This is a genomic window from Modicisalibacter sp., from assembly GCF_055145905.1.
Genome location: NZ_JBSREH010000041.1, coordinates 82,597 through 100,249, shown reverse-complemented (window position 1 = coordinate 100,249; position 17,653 = coordinate 82,597). Strand labels below are relative to the sequence as shown.

22 protein-coding genes are annotated in these 17,653 nt (G+C 67.2%); 12 read left to right on the top strand and 10 right to left on the bottom strand.

The window, feature by feature from the left end; all coding sequences use genetic code 11:
* Positions 1-41 precede the first annotated feature (41 nt).
* The 9 genes from hisD to ACTCB7_RS12545 all read right to left on the bottom strand — a co-directional run bounded on the left by hisD (position 42) and on the right by ACTCB7_RS12545 (position 6,900).
* Entirely contained in the window at positions 42-1,370 is a 1,329-nt protein-coding gene (gene hisD / locus ACTCB7_RS12585) for a histidinol dehydrogenase (protein WP_463006935.1), read from the bottom strand.
* A 41-nt stretch (positions 1,371-1,411) separates the two neighbouring features.
* Positions 1,412-2,068: an ATP phosphoribosyltransferase gene (gene hisG, locus ACTCB7_RS12580; RefSeq protein WP_463006934.1), complete on the bottom strand. Its 657-nt coding sequence runs from the start codon at positions 2,066-2,068 to the stop codon at positions 1,412-1,414.
* 60 nt (positions 2,069-2,128) lie between these two features.
* Positions 2,129-3,394, bottom strand: a complete 1,266-nt coding sequence (gene murA, locus ACTCB7_RS12575; RefSeq protein WP_463006933.1) for a UDP-N-acetylglucosamine 1-carboxyvinyltransferase — start codon at positions 3,392-3,394, stop codon at positions 2,129-2,131.
* Between the two features lie 9 nt (positions 3,395-3,403).
* Positions 3,404-3,661 (bottom strand): BolA family protein, encoded by a 258-nt coding sequence (locus tag ACTCB7_RS12570; RefSeq protein ID WP_224415162.1) that lies wholly within the window; start codon positions 3,659-3,661, stop codon positions 3,404-3,406.
* Between the two features lie 126 nt (positions 3,662-3,787).
* Complete coding sequence (locus tag ACTCB7_RS12565) at positions 3,788-4,123, bottom strand: STAS domain-containing protein (protein WP_224415163.1); 336 nt, start codon at positions 4,121-4,123, stop codon at positions 3,788-3,790.
* The gene (locus ACTCB7_RS12560; RefSeq protein ID WP_463006932.1) at positions 4,120-4,785 is read right to left on the bottom strand and encodes an MlaC/ttg2D family ABC transporter substrate-binding protein; all 666 of its coding nucleotides are present in this window, start codon (positions 4,783-4,785) and stop codon (positions 4,120-4,122) included. Before ACTCB7_RS12560 ends, ACTCB7_RS12565 begins: the two co-directional genes overlap by 4 nt.
* Before the next feature lie 17 nt (positions 4,786-4,802).
* Positions 4,803-5,267, bottom strand: coding sequence for an outer membrane lipid asymmetry maintenance protein MlaD (gene mlaD / locus ACTCB7_RS12555; RefSeq protein ID WP_463006931.1), 465 nt, complete (start codon positions 5,265-5,267; stop codon positions 4,803-4,805).
* Positions 5,264-6,043 carry a lipid asymmetry maintenance ABC transporter permease subunit MlaE gene (gene mlaE, locus ACTCB7_RS12550; RefSeq protein ID WP_463006961.1) on the bottom strand — a complete coding sequence of 260 codons (780 nt, stop codon included), beginning with the start codon at positions 6,041-6,043 and terminating at the stop codon, positions 5,264-5,266. The genes mlaD and mlaE overlap by 4 nt, the downstream gene beginning before the upstream one ends.
* A gap of 44 nt (positions 6,044-6,087) precedes the next feature.
* Positions 6,088-6,900: an ABC transporter ATP-binding protein gene (locus ACTCB7_RS12545; protein ID WP_463006930.1), complete on the bottom strand. Its 813-nt coding sequence runs from the start codon at positions 6,898-6,900 to the stop codon at positions 6,088-6,090.
* A gap of 183 nt (positions 6,901-7,083) precedes the next feature.
* Between ACTCB7_RS12545 and ACTCB7_RS12540 the strand changes: the two genes are divergently transcribed.
* The 11 genes from ACTCB7_RS12540 (at position 7,084) to mgtE (ending at position 15,621) form a co-directional block, all read left to right on the top strand.
* The gene (locus tag ACTCB7_RS12540) at positions 7,084-8,064 is read left to right on the top strand and encodes a KpsF/GutQ family sugar-phosphate isomerase (protein WP_463006929.1); all 981 of its coding nucleotides are present in this window, start codon (positions 7,084-7,086) and stop codon (positions 8,062-8,064) included.
* Positions 8,065-8,106: 42 nt separating this feature from the next.
* A complete protein-coding gene (locus ACTCB7_RS12535; RefSeq protein ID WP_463006928.1) occupies positions 8,107-8,664 on the top strand; it encodes a KdsC family phosphatase in 558 nt (185 codons plus the stop codon).
* A gap of 4 nt (positions 8,665-8,668) precedes the next feature.
* Positions 8,669-9,253 (top strand): LPS export ABC transporter periplasmic protein LptC, encoded by a 585-nt coding sequence (gene lptC, locus ACTCB7_RS12530; protein ID WP_463006927.1) that lies wholly within the window; start codon positions 8,669-8,671, stop codon positions 9,251-9,253.
* A complete protein-coding gene (gene lptA / locus ACTCB7_RS12525) occupies positions 9,253-9,768 on the top strand; it encodes a lipopolysaccharide transport periplasmic protein LptA (protein ID WP_463006926.1) in 516 nt (171 codons plus the stop codon). Before lptC ends, lptA begins: the two co-directional genes overlap by 1 nt.
* A 22-nt stretch (positions 9,769-9,790) precedes the next feature.
* A complete protein-coding gene (gene lptB / locus ACTCB7_RS12520; protein WP_463006925.1) occupies positions 9,791-10,516 on the top strand; it encodes an LPS export ABC transporter ATP-binding protein in 726 nt (241 codons plus the stop codon).
* Between the two features lie 124 nt (positions 10,517-10,640).
* Positions 10,641-12,050 (top strand): RNA polymerase factor sigma-54, encoded by a 1,410-nt coding sequence (locus tag ACTCB7_RS12515; protein WP_463006924.1) that lies wholly within the window; start codon positions 10,641-10,643, stop codon positions 12,048-12,050.
* A 126-nt stretch (positions 12,051-12,176) separates the two neighbouring features.
* Entirely contained in the window at positions 12,177-12,485 is a 309-nt protein-coding gene (gene hpf / locus ACTCB7_RS12510; protein ID WP_224415170.1) for a ribosome hibernation-promoting factor, HPF/YfiA family, read from the top strand.
* A gap of 11 nt (positions 12,486-12,496) precedes the next feature.
* Positions 12,497-12,985: a PTS IIA-like nitrogen regulatory protein PtsN gene (ptsN, locus tag ACTCB7_RS12505; protein ID WP_224415171.1), complete on the top strand. Its 489-nt coding sequence runs from the start codon at positions 12,497-12,499 to the stop codon at positions 12,983-12,985.
* Positions 12,986-13,025: 40 nt separating this feature from the next.
* Positions 13,026-13,916: an RNase adapter RapZ gene (gene rapZ / locus ACTCB7_RS12500; protein ID WP_463006923.1), complete on the top strand. Its 891-nt coding sequence runs from the start codon at positions 13,026-13,028 to the stop codon at positions 13,914-13,916.
* Complete coding sequence (locus tag ACTCB7_RS12495; protein WP_224415173.1) at positions 13,903-14,172, top strand: HPr family phosphocarrier protein; 270 nt, start codon at positions 13,903-13,905, stop codon at positions 14,170-14,172. Before rapZ ends, ACTCB7_RS12495 begins: the two co-directional genes overlap by 14 nt.
* Before the next feature lie 93 nt (positions 14,173-14,265).
* Positions 14,266-15,621, top strand: a complete 1,356-nt coding sequence (mgtE, locus tag ACTCB7_RS12490; RefSeq protein WP_463006922.1) for a magnesium transporter — start codon at positions 14,266-14,268, stop codon at positions 15,619-15,621.
* A 94-nt stretch (positions 15,622-15,715) separates the two neighbouring features.
* Here mgtE and pmbA read toward each other — a convergent pair whose 3' ends face one another.
* A complete protein-coding gene (pmbA, locus tag ACTCB7_RS12485; RefSeq protein ID WP_463006921.1) occupies positions 15,716-17,056 on the bottom strand; it encodes a metalloprotease PmbA in 1,341 nt (446 codons plus the stop codon).
* A gap of 64 nt (positions 17,057-17,120) precedes the next feature.
* Between pmbA and yjgA the strand changes: the two genes are divergently transcribed.
* Positions 17,121-17,636, top strand: coding sequence for a ribosome biogenesis factor YjgA (yjgA, locus tag ACTCB7_RS12480; protein ID WP_463006920.1), 516 nt, complete (start codon positions 17,121-17,123; stop codon positions 17,634-17,636).
* Positions 17,637-17,653: the final 17 nt, after the last annotated feature.

The window sequence follows — 17,653 nt, the reverse complement described above, 5'->3', positions numbered from 1 at the left end:
CGAAGAGCGCCGCCGGCTCGGCAGCCGGCGGCGGGTGACGCCTAGTCAGTGTCGGGGATGCGGCTCTCGGCGGAGCGAGCATGGGCGGTGAGCGACTCGCCACGCGCCAGCACGGAGGCAGTCTGCCCCAGACTGGCCGCCCCTTCGGCGGAACAGTGGATCAGCGACGAGCGCTTCTGGAAGTCGTAGACTCCCAGCGGCGACGAGAAGCGCGCCGTGCCCGAGGTGGGCAGCACGTGGTTGGGCCCGGCACAGTAGTCGCCCAGGGCTTCCGCCGTGTAGCGGCCCATGAAGATGGCACCGGCATGGCGCACCTGCGCCAGCAGGGCGTCCGGCTCGGCCACCGACAGCTCGAGATGTTCCGGGGCAATGCGGTTGGTCAGCGCCAGCGCCTCGTCGCGGTCACGGCAGCGAATCAGCGCGCCGCGGGCCTGCAGCGACTGGCGGATGATCGCTTCGCGCTCCAGGGTGGGCAGCAGCCGCTCGATCGCCGCCTCGACGGCATCCAGATGGGCGTCATCCCAGCTCACCAGAATCGCCTGAGCATCCTCGTCGTGCTCGGCTTGCGAGAACAGGTCCATGGCCAGCCACTCGGGATCGGTTCCGCCATCCGAGACGACGAGAATCTCCGACGGACCGGCGATCATGTCGATACCCACCTGACCGAATACCGCTCGCTTGGCGGTAGCCACGTAGATGTTGCCGGGCCCGACGATCTTGTCGACCCGCGGCACGCTCTCGGTGCCGTAGGCCAGCGCCGCCACCGCCTGGGCGCCGCCCACGGTGAAGACCTTGTCGACCCCCGCCAGGTGCGCCGCGGCCAGCACCAGCTCGTTGAGCACCCCGTCCGGCGTGGGCACCACCATGATGATCTCGCTCACTCCGGCGACATGCGCCGGGATCGCGTTCATCAGCACCGACGACGGATAGGCCGCCTTGCCACCGGGCACATAGATACCGGCGCGATCCAGCGGCGTGATCTTCTGCCCCAGCACGGTGCCATCCGCCTCGGTGTACTGCCAGGACTCGGGCTTCTGATGCTGGTGATACAAGCGGATGCGCTCGGCGGCATGGCGCAGCGCTTCCCGCTGCGCCTCGGGCAGGCCTTCGTAGGCTGCGGCCAGGCGCTCGGCGGACAGCGTCAGCGACGCCATGTCCGCGACCGAGAGCCGGTCGAAGCGCGCGGTCAGCTCGACCAGCGCTGCATCGCCGCGGCTGCGGACATCCTGAAGGATTCCCGCGACACGCGACTGGACCTCCGCGTCGGACACCCCCTCCCAGTCCAGCAGCCCATCCAGACGCGCCTCGAAATCCGCCTCGCGGGTATCGAGCCGGGGCATGGTGAAATTCGCTGTGGCACGCTCGGCCATCGGTGACACTCCTCTTTCTCTCGCTCGGCGCAAGCCGTTCGTCAGTCGCGCACCGGTGCGCCGCGACGTGTGGCGACCGCATCGCGCAACCGTTCGATCAGCGGCTTCAGGCGTGCATGCTTCATGGTCATCGACGCCTTGTTGACCACCAGGCGCGTGCTGATGTCGGCGATCAGCTCACGGGGCTCCATGCCGTTGGCACGCAGCGTGTTGCCCGTGTCGACGATGTCGACGATCTCGTCGGCCAGATTCATCAGGGGCGCCAGCTCCATGGCCCCGTACAGCTTGATGACCTCGGCCTGAATGCCCTGCTCGGCATAGTAGCGTCGCGCCAAGTTGACGAACTTGGTCGCCACACGACGCCGTGCATGCACCGGCTCCGCCCCGGTGATGCCGGCCGTCATCAGCCGGCAGCCGGCGATCTCCAGATCCAGGGGCTCGTACAGCCCCTCGGCGCCGTGCTCGAGCAGCACATCCTTGCCCGCCACGCCGAGATCGGCGGCGCCCATCTGCACATAGGTGGGCACGTCCGTGGCACGAATCACCACCAGCTTGACGTCGTCCAGATTGGTATCGAACAGCAGCTTGCGGCTCTTGCCCAGATCCTCGGCCGGCTCGATGCCGGCGTCGGCCAGCAGCGGCAGGGTTTCCTCGAGTATGCGCCCCTTCGACAGGGCCAGAATCAATTGCTTCGACATTGCGACAACCGCGGTTGATGGGGGTGACGCTTCCGCCCCGGCGCGGGCCGGGGCGGCGTCTCAGTGCCCGGGAACGCGACGGATCCGGGCCCCCAGTAGTTGAAGTTTTTCCTCGATGCACTCGTAGCCACGGTCGATGTGATAGATGCGATCGACCAGCGTCTCGCCCTCGGCCACCATCGCCGCCACCACCAGGCTGGCCGAGGCCCGCAGGTCAGTGGCCATGACCGGCGCACCGGACAGCGTGCCGACGCCGGTGACCACCGCCGTGTTGCCCTCCAGCGCGATGTCGGCGCCCATCCGCTTGAGCTCCTGCACGTGCATGAAGCGGTTCTCGAAGATCGTCTCGACGACCCGCCCCGTGCCCTCGGCGACGCAGTTCAGGGCCACGAACTGGGCCTGCATGTCGGTGGGGAACGCCGGGTAGGGTGCGGTCCGCACGCTCACCGCCCGCGGGCGGCGCCCACGCATGTCGAGCTCGATCCAGTCGTCGGCATGACGCACCATGGCGCCGGCCTCCTCGAGCTTGGCGAGCACGGCCTCGAGGATATCGGCACGCGTATTGCGGACCCGCACATGCCCGCAGGTCGCGGCCGCCGCCACCAGAAAGGTGCCGGTCTCGATGCGGTCGGGCATCACATCGTAGTGACAGCCATGCAGCCGCGCGACGCCCTCGACGGTGATGGTGTCGGTGCCGTGGCCGCGAATCCTCGCGCCCATGGCGATCAGGCATTCGGCCAGATCGACCACTTCCGGCTCGCGGGCGGCGTTTTCCAGCACTGTGACGCCGTCGGCCAGCGTGGCCGCCATCAGCAGGTTCTCGGTGCCGGTCACGGTGACGGTGTCGAAGAAGATGGTGGCGCCCTTGAGGCGCCCCTGGGTGCGCGCCCGGATGTAGCCGCCCTCGACCCGAATGTCGGCACCCATCGCCTTGAGCCCCTGGATATGCAGGTCGACCGGACGCGTGCCGATCGCGCAGCCGCCCGGCAGGGACACGTCGGCCGCACCGAAGTGCGCCAGCAGCGGACCGAGTACCAGGATCGAGGCACGCATCTTCTTGACCAGTTCATAGGGCGCATGACTGTCGCGCACCTGAGAGCCATCCAGCTGGATGGTCATCTTCTCGCCCATCACCGGCTCGACCCCCATGTGGCCGAGCAGCTCCAGCGTGGTGGTGATGTCCTGGAGATGCGGCAGGTTGCCGATGGTGACGGGCTCGTCGGCGAGCAGCGTGGCGGCCAGGATCGGCAAGGCCGAGTTCTTGGCCCCGCTCGCCCAGACCTCGCCCTCGAGCGGCCCGTTACCGGTGATGATCAGCTTGTCCATGTGGCGGTATCACTCGGCCCGGGCGTTTTCGGGCGCCGACTGCCACTGTGTCGGCGTATAGGTCTTGATGCTCACGGCATGCAGGGCGCCACTGGCGATCTCGTCGGAGAGCGCCGAGTAGATCAGCTGCTGACGCTTGACCGGCGACAGCCCCTCGAACACGTCGCCGACGGCGATGACCTGGAAATTGCAGCCTTCTCCCTGAATGAAGAAGTCACATTCATCGATGCGGGCTTCGAGCAAAGCCTTGACGTCACTGGGTTGCATGGGTCGCGGCGACTCCTATCGGCAATGAAGCACCCGCCGGACCGGCCGGCGGGTCATGAATCTCGTGAATCGCCCATGGTAATGAAAAGCGCCCCGAATGGCGATGGCGCCGGTCCGCTCCCCGACCTACTCGACGGTCTCGAGCCGAGGCAGCAGGGTTTCGAGCCCGGCCATGGCGGTCAGTCGGGCCAAGGGCGCTGACAGGCACACGCCCGCCACCTCGAGCTGCCGCCGCCGGGCACAGCGCAGCCATTCCAGCATCACGCTGAGCGCGGCGCTGCTGGCACGGTTGACGCCGGAGAGGTCGAAGCGGACCCGGGCACCGGCGGCCTGGCCGTCGAGCCATTCCCGGCCGTGAGCGGCCAGCGCCGCCGCCACGTCGAAGTCCGCCTCGCCGCTGGCCAGCAGCGTCATGTCACGCACCTCGAGCCGCGCCCCGGCCTGCTCGAGCAACAGGGTCACCCTTGGCTCCCCTTTTCCAGCTCGTCGGTACCGACCTCCGGCGCCCAGTTGCTGATCACTGCGTCGTAGTCGCGATTCCGGTCACGCATCGCCTGATCGAACTGGTTGCGGAAGGTCAGCCCCAGGTTGATGCCGTTGACGATCACGTTGACCACCTTCCACTGGCCGTCGTTGGTGCGCCGAAGGGTGTAGTTGACCGGGTAGACCTTGCCGTCGTCGGCCACCACTTCCATGTCGACGCTGGATTGATCCTCGTAGCGCCCGGTCGTACTGCCGACCACCCGCAGGTCACGGTAATCGAAGGTCACCAATCCCTTGGCGTAGGTGTCGACCAGTGTCTGGCGGAAGGTCCTGGCGAAGCGCGACCGTTGCTCGGGCGAGGCGTTGCGGAAATAACGCCCCATCACGCTGGCGGCGATATAGTGAAAGTCCGCCACATCCTGCAGGCTACCGTCGACCAGTGCCTCGAGTTCATCGGTGTGCTGGGCATAGTAGTCCTTGCGCCCTTCAAGCTTGCCCATCAGCTGATTGATGCTGTCGCGGATCATCTGCTCGGGGTTCTGGGCCTCGGCCAGAGCGGCCTGCCCGGTCACCAGGCTGCCCGCCAGCAGCAGCACGGCCAACCAACCAAAGGACGTCAGACGCCTTGCGATCGTTTTCATCGATAACCTCCCGGGACTCAGTTCTTCACCATGTTCGAGACAAACTGCTGAATCAGCTCTTCCAGTACCAGCGCCTGCTGGGTATCGCGGATGGTGTCGCCATCCTTGAGGGTGTCCGGAGCACCGCCCAGCGACAGGCCGACATACTGTTCGCCGAGCAGGCCGGCGGTCAGGATCGCCGCGGTGCTGTCACGGGGCAGCTGCCCTTCCAGCTTGCTGTCGATGGCCATGGTGACCCGGGCGTCGTACCACTTCGGATCCAGTTCGATGCCCGTGACCTGGCCGACCTGCACGCCCGCCACGGTCACCTTGGAACGCACCTTGAGGCCGCCGATGTTGGCAAAGTTGGCATTGAGGGTGAAGGTGTCGCCCCCCACGCCGTTGCCCAGGCCACTGACGCGCAGCCCCAGGAACACCAGTCCCAGAATGCCGGCCAGCATGAACAGGCCGACGCCAAACTCCATGATCTTGCTGCGCTTCATCCGATCTCTCCAAACATCATCGCCGTCAGCACGAAATCCAGCCCCAGAATCGCCAGCGAGGAATACACCACCGTGCGCGTGGTCGCCCGCGATATGCCCTCCGAGGTGGGAATCAGGTCGTAGCCCTGGAACACGGCGATCCAGGTCACCACCATGGCGAACACCAGACTCTTGACCAGCCCGTTGCCGATATCGGCGACGAAGCCCACACTACCCTGCATGTTGCTCCAGTAGGAGCCCTCGAAGACCCCCAGCCACTCGACACCCACCAGATAGCCACCCCAGATGCCCACCACGCTGAAGCCGATGGTCAACAGCGGCAGCGACACGAAGCCAGCCCACAGCCGCGGGGCGATCACCCGTCGCAGCGGATCGACGCCGATCATCTCCATGCTGGTCAGCTGCTCGGTGGCCTTCATCAGGCCGATCTCGGCGGTCAGCGCGGACCCGGCCCGGCCGGCGAACAGCAGCGCCGAGACCACCGGCGCCAGCTCGCGCAGCAGCGACAGCGCCACCATCTGCCCCAACGCATCCTCGGCGCCGAAGTCGACCAGGATGGTGTAACCCTGCAGGGCCAGCACCATGCCGATGAATAGCCCCGACACCAGCACGATGGCCAGCGACATGACGCCGACGAAGTGCATCTGTCGCAGCCACAGGCGAATACCCTCGCGGGACGGAATGCCCAGGCACGACAGCATCAGGAACAGCCCGGCCCGCCCCAGAGCGTCGATCATGTCCAGCGTGCCGCGCCCCAGTGCCACCACCTGGCGCACCGGCGGACGCCGCGAGGCGCCGCGGCGACGTGCGTGTTCATCGCTCACGATGACGCCCTCCCGGTCATGATGTCGGTGAAATAGTCCGGGGCCGGATAGTGAAAGGGCACCGGCCCGTCCGGCTCGCCGTGGATGAATTGGCGCACACGATCGTCATCGTCGACATCCAGTGTCGCGGGCGTGCCGTGGGCCATCACCCGGCCGTCGGAAATCACGTAGACGTAGTCAGCGATCGACAGGGTTTCCTTGATATCGTGCGACACCACCACTGCCGTCAGCCCCAGCGCCTGGTTGACGGTCTTGATCAACTGCACGAGCACCCCCATCGAGATCGGGTCCTGGCCGACAAAGGGCTCATCGTAGAGGATCAGCTCGGGGTCCAGCGCGATCGCCCGGGCCAGCGCCACCCGACGCAGCATGCCACCGGACAGCTCGGAAGGCATCAGGGCCCGCGCGCCGCGCAGCCCCACGGCCTCGAGCTTCATCAGCACGATGTCGCGGATCATCGCTTCCGGCAGGTCGGTGTGCACCCGCAGTGGAAAGGCCACGTTTTCGTAGACCGACAGGTCGGAAAACAGCGCGCCGCTCTGAAAGAGCATGCCCATGCGCCGGCGCAACCGGAACAACGCGCGGCGCGGCAGCCGATGAACGTCCTCGCCGGCGATGCGCACCCGCCCCGCATCCGGGTAGAGCTGGCCGCCGATCAGCTTGAGCAGCGTGGTCTTGCCGGTGCCGCTGGGCCCCATGATGGCCGTGATCTTGCCCCGGGGGACCTGCAGATCGAGACCGCGAAAGATTTCCTTCTCGCCGCGTGAGAAATGCAGGCCTTCCACATCGACGAGCAACGAGTCATTCATCAGCACAACCTAATGGTAATGGCCGAAAATTATCGAACATTGTATCCTAACTAATATTACCGCCGCCATCCCTCTCGGACGACGCTTGCAAGCCCCACGCGCAACCCGTTTAATGGGCGACCGTTCACCCGCACCCCCTTGAATCGAACATCCACCGCTTCGACCGGCACCGACGATTACGCCATGACCACCGATCCCCAGTTCGCCTTTCGTGACAGCGCACGTCGCACCCTGCACATCGAACAGCAGGCCATCGCCGCGCTCGAAGGCAAGCTCTCGGACGACTTCGACACGGCCTGTCGCCTGATGCTGGCCTGCGAGGGGCGTGTCGTGGTCACCGGCATGGGCAAGTCCGGCCATGTCGCCCGCAAGATCGCCGCCACTCTGGCCAGCACCGGCACGCCGGCCTTCTTCGTGCACCCCGGTGAGGCCAGCCACGGCGACCTGGGCATGATCACCTCGCGTGACGTGGTGCTCGCCCTGTCGAACTCCGGCGAAACGGACGAGGTCACGGCCCTGCTGCCGCTGCTCAAGCGCATGGGCGCTCCATTGATCAGCATGACCGGTCGGCCGGGCTCCACGCTGGCCCGCTACGCCCAGGCGCATCTCGATGCCGGCGTGACTCGCGAGGCCTGCCCCCTGGACCTCGCCCCCACCGCCTCGACCACCGCCGCCCTGGCCTTGGGCGACGCCCTGGCCGTGGCCCTGCTCGAGGCGCGCGGCTTCACCGCCGAGGATTTCGCCCTGTCGCATCCCGGCGGCACCCTCGGCCGTCGCCTGCTGCTCAAGGTCGAGGACCTGATGCACACCGGCGAGCGACTGCCCTGCGTGGCGCTCGGCAGCCCGCTGCGTGACGCCCTGCTGGAAATCACCCGCAAGGGGCTGGGCTTCACCTGTGTGATCGACGCCGACGGCCGGCTCTGCGGCGTCTTCACCGACGGTGACCTGCGCCGCACCCTCGACCAGCACACCAACCTTCATGACCTGCGCGTCGAGGCGGTGATGACCCGGGGTGGCAAGCGGACTCACGGCCACGTGCTGGCCGCCGAGGCCGTCAAGCTCATGGAAGACAATCGCATCACCGCCCTGGCGGTGGTCGACGCCGACGAGCGACCGGTCGGCGCCCTGCACATGCACGATTTGCTGGCCAGCGGCGTGATCTGAACCGAACCGGCCCATCACGTCCACCGACACGAGGAGAACGCCATGGCTCTCGACCCGCGCCTCAACCATCCCCGGCTCGTGGAATGCGCTCGGCACGTCCGACTGCTGGCCCTCGACGTGGATGGCGTGATGACCGACGGGCGGCTGCACTTCCAGTCCGACGGCCAAGAGATCAAGAGCTTCAACACCCAGGACGGTCAGGGCATCAAGCTGCTGCGCCAGGCAGGCATCGAGGTCGCTCTGATCACCGGACGCACATCGCCCATGGTCAGCCGTCGCGCCGCCGCCCTGGGCATCGAGCACGTCTTCCAGGGCAACGACGCCAAGCTCGACCTGCTGCGCCAGCTGCTCGACACGCTGGGACTGACCTGGCAGCAGGCGGCCTACTGCGGCGACGACCTGCCCGACCTGGCGCCCATTCAGCGCGCCGGTCTCGGCATCAGCGTGCCCAACGCGCCGGACTACATTCGCCGCCACGCCGACTGGGTCACCGCTCGCTCCGGCGGGAACGGCGCGGTGCGCGAGATCTGCGACGGCCTGCTCGAGCTTCAGGGGCACTGGGCCTCGGTGCTCGATACCTATCTCCACGGGCAGGGCTGACGCCATGACCCTGTCGCGCCGGCGCCTTTCCACCCTGCTGCTGGGCCTGCTACTGCTCGGCCTGGGCGGCGTGCTGACGCTCATCGACCAACGCGACGTGGGCCTGCCCGGCCCGGTTCCGACGGGCGAGACCGGGGAACCGGACTACTATCTGGAAAACGCCCGCCTCACTCGCTTCGACGCCACGGGCCGAGCCTATCAGTACCTGACCACGCCGCGCATCGAGCACACCCCCGGGGACGACGTCACCCGCCTGGAGACCCCGCGGGCCCGCCTGGACGACAAGCAGGGTCGCACCTGGCTTGCCACCGCCGACAAGGGTAGGCTGGAGGCTGGCGGCAACCCGCTGGTACTCATCGGCCATGCCAGGCTCCGGGCGCCGGAAGAAGGCTGGCAGGCAACCAGTGATGTGCTCCATTACGATGCCGATACCTACCACGCCTGGAGCGACAGTCGCGCCACGCTGCGCCAGTATCGCCAACGGGTCAGCGGCGATCGGCTCGACGCCTGGATCGACACCGGCCGCATGCGCCTGAACGGCGACGTTCAAGGCTTTCATCCGCCGATCAGCCCACAGGGAGGAACCTGATGCGCCCCTATCTTGCCGGCCTCGGCCTGACCGCACTGGCCTTGTTCGCCCCCGGCGTCTCGGCCCTGGAGAGCGATGCCCGCCAGCCCATCAACGTGGCGGCGGACCGCCTTGACCTCGATGACCGTGCCGGTACCGCCGTCTACACCGGCGACGTCAACCTGACCCAGGGCAGCATGGTGCTCGAGGCCGAACGCGTCGAGATCGCGCGCAACGACCAGGGCGAGGTGACCCGGGTCACCGCCACCGGCGACACGCAGCGCGCCTATCTGGAACAGCGCCCGGCCCCCGACGACCAACTGGTGAAGGGCTGGGGCGACACCGTCATCTATCATGCCGCCGAACGCCGGGTCGAACTGATCGGCAACGCCGAGCTTCACCAGGCCCGCGACACCTTCAACGGCGCCTATGTCGAGTACTATCTCGACAGCCGCAAGGTCCAGGCCCGCTCCAAGGCGCAGGGCAGCGACGGCCAGCGGGTCCGCATGACCCTGACCCCCAAGTCGTCGCCGTGAACCCGCCGTCCTGAGGATGACCATGAAGACCCTTGTCGCCCGCCATCTCGCCAAGAGCTACAAGAACCGCCGCGTGGTCCAGGACATCAGCCTGACCATCGGCCAGGGCAGCATCGTCGGCCTGCTCGGCCCCAACGGGGCGGGCAAGACCACCTCGTTCTACATGATCGTCGGTCTGGTGCGCGCCGACGCCGGCGAGGTGACCATCGACGATCTGGACCTGAGCCGCGCCCCCATGCACCAGCGCGCCCGCGCCGGGATCGGCTACCTGCCCCAGGAGGCCTCGATCTTCCGCAAGCTCTCGGTGGCCGACAACATCATGGCCATCCTCGAGACTCGCCGGGATCTCGACAAGGCGGGGCGCAGGAAACTCCTCGAGCAACTGCTCGAGGAGTTCCATATCGATCACATTCGCGACAACACGGGCATGAGCCTGTCCGGCGGCGAGCGCCGCCGCGTGGAAATCGCTCGCTCGCTGGCCACCGAACCGGCCTTCATCCTGCTCGATGAACCCTTTGCCGGCGTCGACCCCATCTCGGTGGGCGAGATAAAGAGCATCATCCGCCAGCTGCGCGACCGCGGCATCGGCATCCTCATCACCGACCACAACGTCCGCGAGACGCTGGACATCTGCGACAAGGCCTACATCGTCGGCGACGGCCAGATCATCGCCGAAGGTAGCGCCGAGGCGATCCTGGCCAGCGAGAAGGTACGCGAAGTCTACCTGGGCCACGAATTCCGGCTCTGACCCTCCTTCCGACGAAACCCTCGACCGTTACGGCGCTTCGTGGCACGGTTATTGCTTAACTACTTGCAAGCCGTGAGGGGGCGGGATACGGTATCCCCGAATCCGTCAGCGAAGTAGGCACGTCATGGCTATGAAACCCACGTTGCAGCTCCGGGTCGGCACGCAGCTGACCATGACGCCCCAGCTGCAGCAGGCCATCCAGTTGCTGCAGCTGTCGACGCTGGACCTCCGCCAGGAAATTCAGCAGGCGCTCGAGTCCAACCCCATGCTCGAGATGGAGGAGGAGTTCGGCGAGACCGCCGTCAGCGATGCGGCCGAGGACGACTGGAACCAGGACATCCCGGATGAGCTGGCCGTCGACAGCGACTGGTCCGACACCTATCAGGACATGGCTTCCGGCAGTCGCAGCGACGAGGGGCCGGATCTCGAACGCAATGCCGCCGGGGAAAGCCTTCAGGACCACCTCACCTGGCAGCTCGCCATGGCCGACCTGAACGAGCGCGAACGCATCATCGCCGAAACCCTGATCGACGCCGTCGACGCCGACGGCTACCTGGCCGCCCCCCTAGACAGTCTCGTCGACGGGCTGCGCGCCCAGGGCCTCGAGGGGCTGCGCGCCCCAGAGGTGGAAGCGGTACTGATGCGCCTTCAGCAGTTCGAGCCCACCGGCGCCCTGGCCCGCGACCTGCGCGAATGCCTGCTTTTACAGCTCGGCGTCCTGCCCGACGACACGCCCCTGCTCCCTCAGGCCCGGCGACTGGTGCGGCAGTTCCTCGAGGCCCTGGCCGGCGACGACCGCAAGCTGCTCAAGCGCCGGCTGCGGCTCGATGACGACCAGCTCGACAGCGTGATCGCGCTGATCCGTACCCTCGATCCGCGTCCCGGCCAGGCCTTCGACGCCACCGGCAACGACTACGTGATTCCCGATCTGGTGGCACGCCACTCGCACGAAGGCTGGCGCATCGAGCTCAACCCCGAAGCCCTGCCCCGCCTGCGCATCCAGCCCGACTATGCCGCCCTGATTCGCCGCGCCGACAAGAGCGACGACAACACTTTCATGAAGCAGCACCTGCAGGAGGCGCGCTGGCTGATCAAGAGCCTCTCCAGCCGCAACGACACCCTGCTCAAGGTCGGGCGCGAGATCATGACCCGGCAACTGGACTTCCTCGACCACGGCGAGGAATCCATGAAGCCCCTGATCCTGGCCGACATCGCACAGGCGGTGGAAATGCACGAATCCACCATCTCGCGGGTGACCACCCAGAAGTTCATCCACACGCCACGCGGCGTCTTCGAGCTCAAGTACTTCTTCTCGAGCCATGTCGGCGGCGAGGGCGATGCGCATTCCAGCACCGCGATCCGCGCCCGGCTCAAGAAGCTGATCGGCGAGGAACCGCCCCGCAAGCCGCTCTCCGACAGCAAGCTGGTCGACCTGCTCGCCGCGGACGGCATCAAGGTGGCTCGCCGCACCGTCGCCAAGTATCGCGAGGCCATGGGGATCCCTTCCTCCAGCGAGCGCAAGCGACTAGCCTGAAGGGGCGCAGAAGCGTCCTGATCGACAGGGTCCGAACCATCTTCACGTCGGCCCTCTCACAGGGGTTTGCTAAGCTGCAAAAAGGGTTACAATCGAGCCACCACTCGCCGGAACAGGAGCGTGTCCATGCAAGCGAATATCACCGGCCATCATGTCGAACTGACAGATGCATTGCGTGACTACGTCAACGAGAAACTGACGCGTCTCGAGCGTCATTACGACAACATCACGACCGTTCAGGTAACCCTCTCGGTCGAGAAGGAACGCCACCAGGCTGCCTGCACCCTTCACGCCGCCGGTGCCGACTTGCATGCCGAAGCCGAGAATGGCGACATGTACGCCGCCATCGACGCTCTGGCCGACAAGCTCGATCGCCAGCTCGTCAAGCACAAGGAAAAGGCCCAGGCCCGCGCGCAAGGCGCCGGGGCCCGCTGACTCCGCCCATCATGACACTGGAAGCCATCCTGCCCCCCGAGCGCACGCTCTTCGCGGTGCCCGGGGGGAGCAAGAAGCGCGTGCTGGAATTCTTCAGCACCTTCATCGCGCAGAACACGCCGAGCCTGGACAGCCAGGAAGTCTTCAGCCGCCTGATCGGCCGCGAGCGGCTGGGCAGCACCGGGATCGGCAACGGCGTGGCGATCCCCCATGCGCGCAACCCTCACTGCAAGGCGCCGATCGCCGGCTTCCTCAAGCTGCAGGAACCCATCGACTTCGATGCCGTCGACGGCGAGCCGGTCGACCTGATCTTCGTGCTGCTGGTGCCCGAGGAAGCGGACGACACTCACCTCGCCCTGCTGGGCCAGGTGGCCGGCATCATGAACGACGCCGACATCCGCAGCCGTCTGCGTCACAGCGAAAGTCAGCGCGAGCTCTACGAGACCCTGCTCGACGCCATTCGCCGCCAGGAAGGCACATCCGGCGAGACGCTCGGCTAGTCGCGCTTCTCGTTCCACCGCCACCAGGAGAGCCGCCGCGATGCAGCTCGTGATCATCAGCGGTCGTTCCGGGTCCGGCAAGTCGATCGCCCTCCAGGCCCTCGAGGACCTGGGCTTCTATGCCATCGACAACCTGCCGGCCATGCTCCTCGACCCCCTGATCGATGAACTCCGACAGGACGACACCCGCCGCTCCAATATTGCCGTGAGCATCGATGCCCGCAACGTGCCCACCGCCCTCGAACGCTTTCCCGGGCTGCTGGAAACGCTGCGCGCCCGCGGCCTCGACTGCCAGGTGGTCTACCTGACCTCCGAGGACAAGATCCTGCTCGAGCGCTACTCGGCCACGCGGCGGCGCCACCCGCTGACCCGGGACAGCGAGATGACCCTCGCGGAAGCCGTCGAATCCGAGGAACAGGCACTGTCGGGCATCCGCGACCTCGCCGACCTCGTCATCGACACCTCGCAGCTGTCGGTGCACGAGCTGCGCGGGCGCATCGCCGAGCAGGTCGCCCATCACCGCAGCGGCCAGCTGACCCTGACCTTCGAGTCCTTCGGCTTCAAGCGCGGCGTGCCGCTCGACGCCGATATCGTCTTCGATGCCCGCTGCCTGCCCAACCCCTACTGGGACCCGCGGCTGCGCCAGTTCAACGGCCGCGACCCGGAAATCGTCGACTTCCTCGAAGGCTACCCGGAAGTCACCGCCATGCATGACGACATCCGCGCCTGGCTGGAGCGCTGGCTGCCGGCCTACCAAGCCAGCAACCGCAGCTACCTGACCGTGGCCGTCGGCTGCACCGGCGGCCAGCACCGCTCGGTCTATCTCACCGAGCGCCTCGCCGCAGTCTTCGCCGAACACTATCAGGTGCGGCTACGCCATCGGGAGCTGGGCATCAACACCGCCGTGGGGGCGTCCCGTGCCGAGCCGTGAACTGACCCTGACCAACAAGCGCGGCCTGCACGCCCGCGCCGCCACCAAGCTCGTCCAGTGCTGTCAGGGCTACGAAGCGCGGATCATCGTCCATCATCAGACCCGCTGCGGCGATGCCGCCAACATCATGTCGCTGCTGATGCTCGCCGCCCCCTGCGGCACCTGCCTGACCATCGAGGCGGAAGGCCCCCAGGCCGAGGAAGCCCTGGACGCCCTCCAGGCGCTCTTCGAGGCACGCTTCGACGAGGAGCAATGAACCGACGTCGTCGATACGCCGGGGCTGCCTGCCCCCGTTAAGGCAATGCTAAGATGGCGCCTGCCTGCCCACCCGGTCGAGGACGACAGACGCATGAGCCAGAATCCCGAACGCTTGCAGCCCCGCCTGGAACGACTCAACGAGGCACTGGAAAGCGGCGCCCTCGACCAGGCCCGGCGCATGCTCAATCGCGGCCTGGCGCCCGTCGATGTGGCCCACCTGCTGGAATCCACCCCGCCGCGAGAGCGCGAGGTCCTCTGGGAACTGGTCGACCCGGAACTGCAGGGCGAGGTGCTGCAGTATCTCAACGACGACCTACAGACCCTGTTCCTCAACCGGATGAACGCCCAGCAGCTGGTCTCGGCCACCGAGGGGCTGGACGTCGACGACCTGGCCGACCTGCTGCAGCGGCTGCCCAACACCGTCACGCTCGAGGTGCTGGCCTCGATGGAGGCGCAGGAACGCCAGCGTCTCGAGACGGTGCTCGCCTACCCGGAGGACACCGCCGGCGGGCTGATGAACACCGATGCGGTGACCATCCGCCCGGACATCACCCTCGACGTCGTGCTGCGCTACCTGCGCCGCCACGAGCGCCTGCCCGACACCACCGACAGCCTGCTGGTGGTCACCCGCGGCGACAAGCTGATCGGCAGCCTGCCGATCGAGCGCCTGCTGGTCTCGGATACCACCATGCTGGTCCGCGAACTGATGGATACCGAAGGCGTCAGCATTCCCGCCATGACGCCCGACACCGAGGTCGCCAAGCTGTTCGAGAAGTTCGACCTGGTCTCGGCGCCGGTGGTCGGCACCGACGGTCACCTGCTGGGGCGAATCACCATCGACGACGTGGTCGACGTGATCCGCGAGGATGCCGAGCACCAGGTGATGAGCATGGCCGGCCTGGACGAGGAGGAGGACACCTTCGCGCCCGCCTGGCGCACCAGCCGCCGGCGCGCGGTGTGGCTGGGCATCAACCTGCTCACCGCCTTCCTGGCCGCGGCGGTGATCGGCCTGTTCGAAGGCACCATCCAGCGCATCACCGCCCTGGCGGTGCTGATGCCGATCGTCGCCAGCATGGGCGGCATCGCCGGTTCGCAGACGCTGACCGTGCTGATCCGCGGCATCGCCCTCGGCCATGTCGGCGGCGGCAACGTCAAGTGGCTGCTCAACCGCGAACTGGTGGTGGGCCTGCTCAACGGCCTGCTGTGGGCGCTGGTCATCGCCGCCATCGCGGTGCTGTGGTTCGGCGATCCGGCCCTGGGCGGCATCATCGCGGCGGCGATCGTCATCAACCTGCTGATCGCCGCCCTGGTCGGCACCCTGCTGCCGGTGGTGCTCAAGAAGCTCAACATCGACCCGGCCCTGTCGGGCAGCGTGATTCTCACCACGGTGACCGACGTGGTGGGGTTCATGGCCTTCCTGGGCCTGGCGACGCTGTTCTATCTCTGAGCCACGAGCCACGAGCCACGAGCCACGAGCCACGAGCCACGAGCCACGAGCCACGAGCCGGCAGCATGATGCCCCTGCCCGTGGCCCGGGCCGCTCAGTCGCCGGCCACGGTCATGCCGTCGATCAGCCAGCTGCCGGTATGCACGCTGCCCCGGGTGTCGATATCGTCCCCGAGCGCCCGCAGGTTGGCGAACATGTCGCGCAGGTTGCCGGCGATGGTGAACTCCTCGACCGGGTGACGAATCTCGCCATCCTCGACCCAGAAGCCCGCCGCACCGCGCGAGTAGTCACCGGTGACCCCGTTGACGCCCTGGCCCATCAGCTCGGTGACCAGCACGCCGGTGCCCAGCTCCTTGAGCAGGGCCTCGCGCGAGACCCGTGGCGCCTCGAGACGCACGTTGCGCGCGCCGCCGGCATTGCCGGTGGTGGTCATGCCCAGCCGTCGGGCGCTGTAGGCCGAGAGCATGTAGCTGGCGACCCGGCCGTGATCGACGAAGACATTGTCACGGGTGTAGACCCCGTCGTTGTCGAAGGCGCTGCTGGCCATCGCCCCCGGTTCCCGGGGCCGCTCGACGAGCGAGAACCACTCGGGAAACAGCGGCTCGCCTAGGCTGTCGCAGAGGAAGGACGCCTGGCGGTAGAGGGCCCCGCCGGCGATCGCGCTGAGGAAGTGACCGACCAGGCCGCCGGCCATTTCCGGGGCGAACATCACCGGCATCCGCCCGGTACGCGGGCGCTGCGCGCCCAGACGGCTCACGGTACGCTCGGCGGCCCGGCGCCCCACCGTCTCGGGCGAGGCCAGGCACGCCGGATCGCGCTCGCTGGTGTAGTCGTAATCGCGCTGCATGCCCCTGTCGTCGCGGGCGATCAGCACGCAGGACAGCGAATGGCGGCTGCCGCGCTGGCTGCCGAGAAAGCCGTGGCTGTTGCCGTAGACGCGCACGCCCTCGCCGCTCGACAGGCTCGCGCCGTCGGACTGGCTGATGCCGTCCACGCCGCGCCCGGCGTTCTCGCAGGCCAGCGCCAGCTCGATCGCCTCGTCGGTGCTCAGCCGCCAGGGATGGTGCACGCCGAGATCCGGCAGCTCGCGTGCCATCAGTTCGGCATCGGCCAGCCCCGAGGCCGGATCCTCGCCGGTGTAGCGGGCGATCGCCATGGCCTTGTCCACGGCGTCGCGGATCGACGCCTCGCTGGCATCCGACGACGAGGCACTGCCCTTGCGTTGCCCCAGATAGACGGTCACGGCGAAGCCCTGATCGCGCGCCAGTTCGACGGATTCCACATCGCCCATGCGCACGTTGATTTCGATGCCCTGATCGACACTCGCGCCGACCTCGCAGGCATCCGCACCGGCGTGGCGCGCCTGCTCCAGCGCCAGCGCCACCCGCGACTCCAGAAGCGCCTGCTGCGCCTCGGCATCAAAGGCCTGAGTCATCCTGATCTCCTTGTTACCGGGGGCTGGTATACTGCCCCAACCCACCCATCGTGATGGAAATGGCATGTCTTTCGATTCGCCCGAGTCGCACGACGACTCCCCGCAACGTCCCAGCAAGACCCAGCGCAAGCGCGAGATGCAGGCGCTGCAGTCGCTGGGGGAAGAGATCATCGCGCTTCCCGAAGGCCAGCGCGCGCAACTCCCGCTTTCCGACGACCTGCTGGCCGCCGTCGAGGAAACCGGCCGCATCCGCTCCCACGAGGGACGCCGACGCCACATGCAGTACGTCGGCAAGCTGATGCGCCGCGAGGACCTCGACGCCATTCGCGCCGTGTTCGAGCGCTTCGAGCAGGAGCGCCAGCGCCGCGACCTGGCCTTCCACAGGCTCGAACGCTGGCGCGACCGCCTGATCGACGGCGACCAGGCCGAACTGGAGGCCTTCATCGCCGATTATCCCGACGTCGACCGCCAGACACTGCGTCAGTTGATCCGCAACGCCCGCAGCGAGCGTGAACGCGGCAAGCCGCCCACCAGCGCCCGCAAGTTGTTCAAGCTGATCCGCGACACGGCGGGGGTGTAAACGCACCCGGCTCTCAC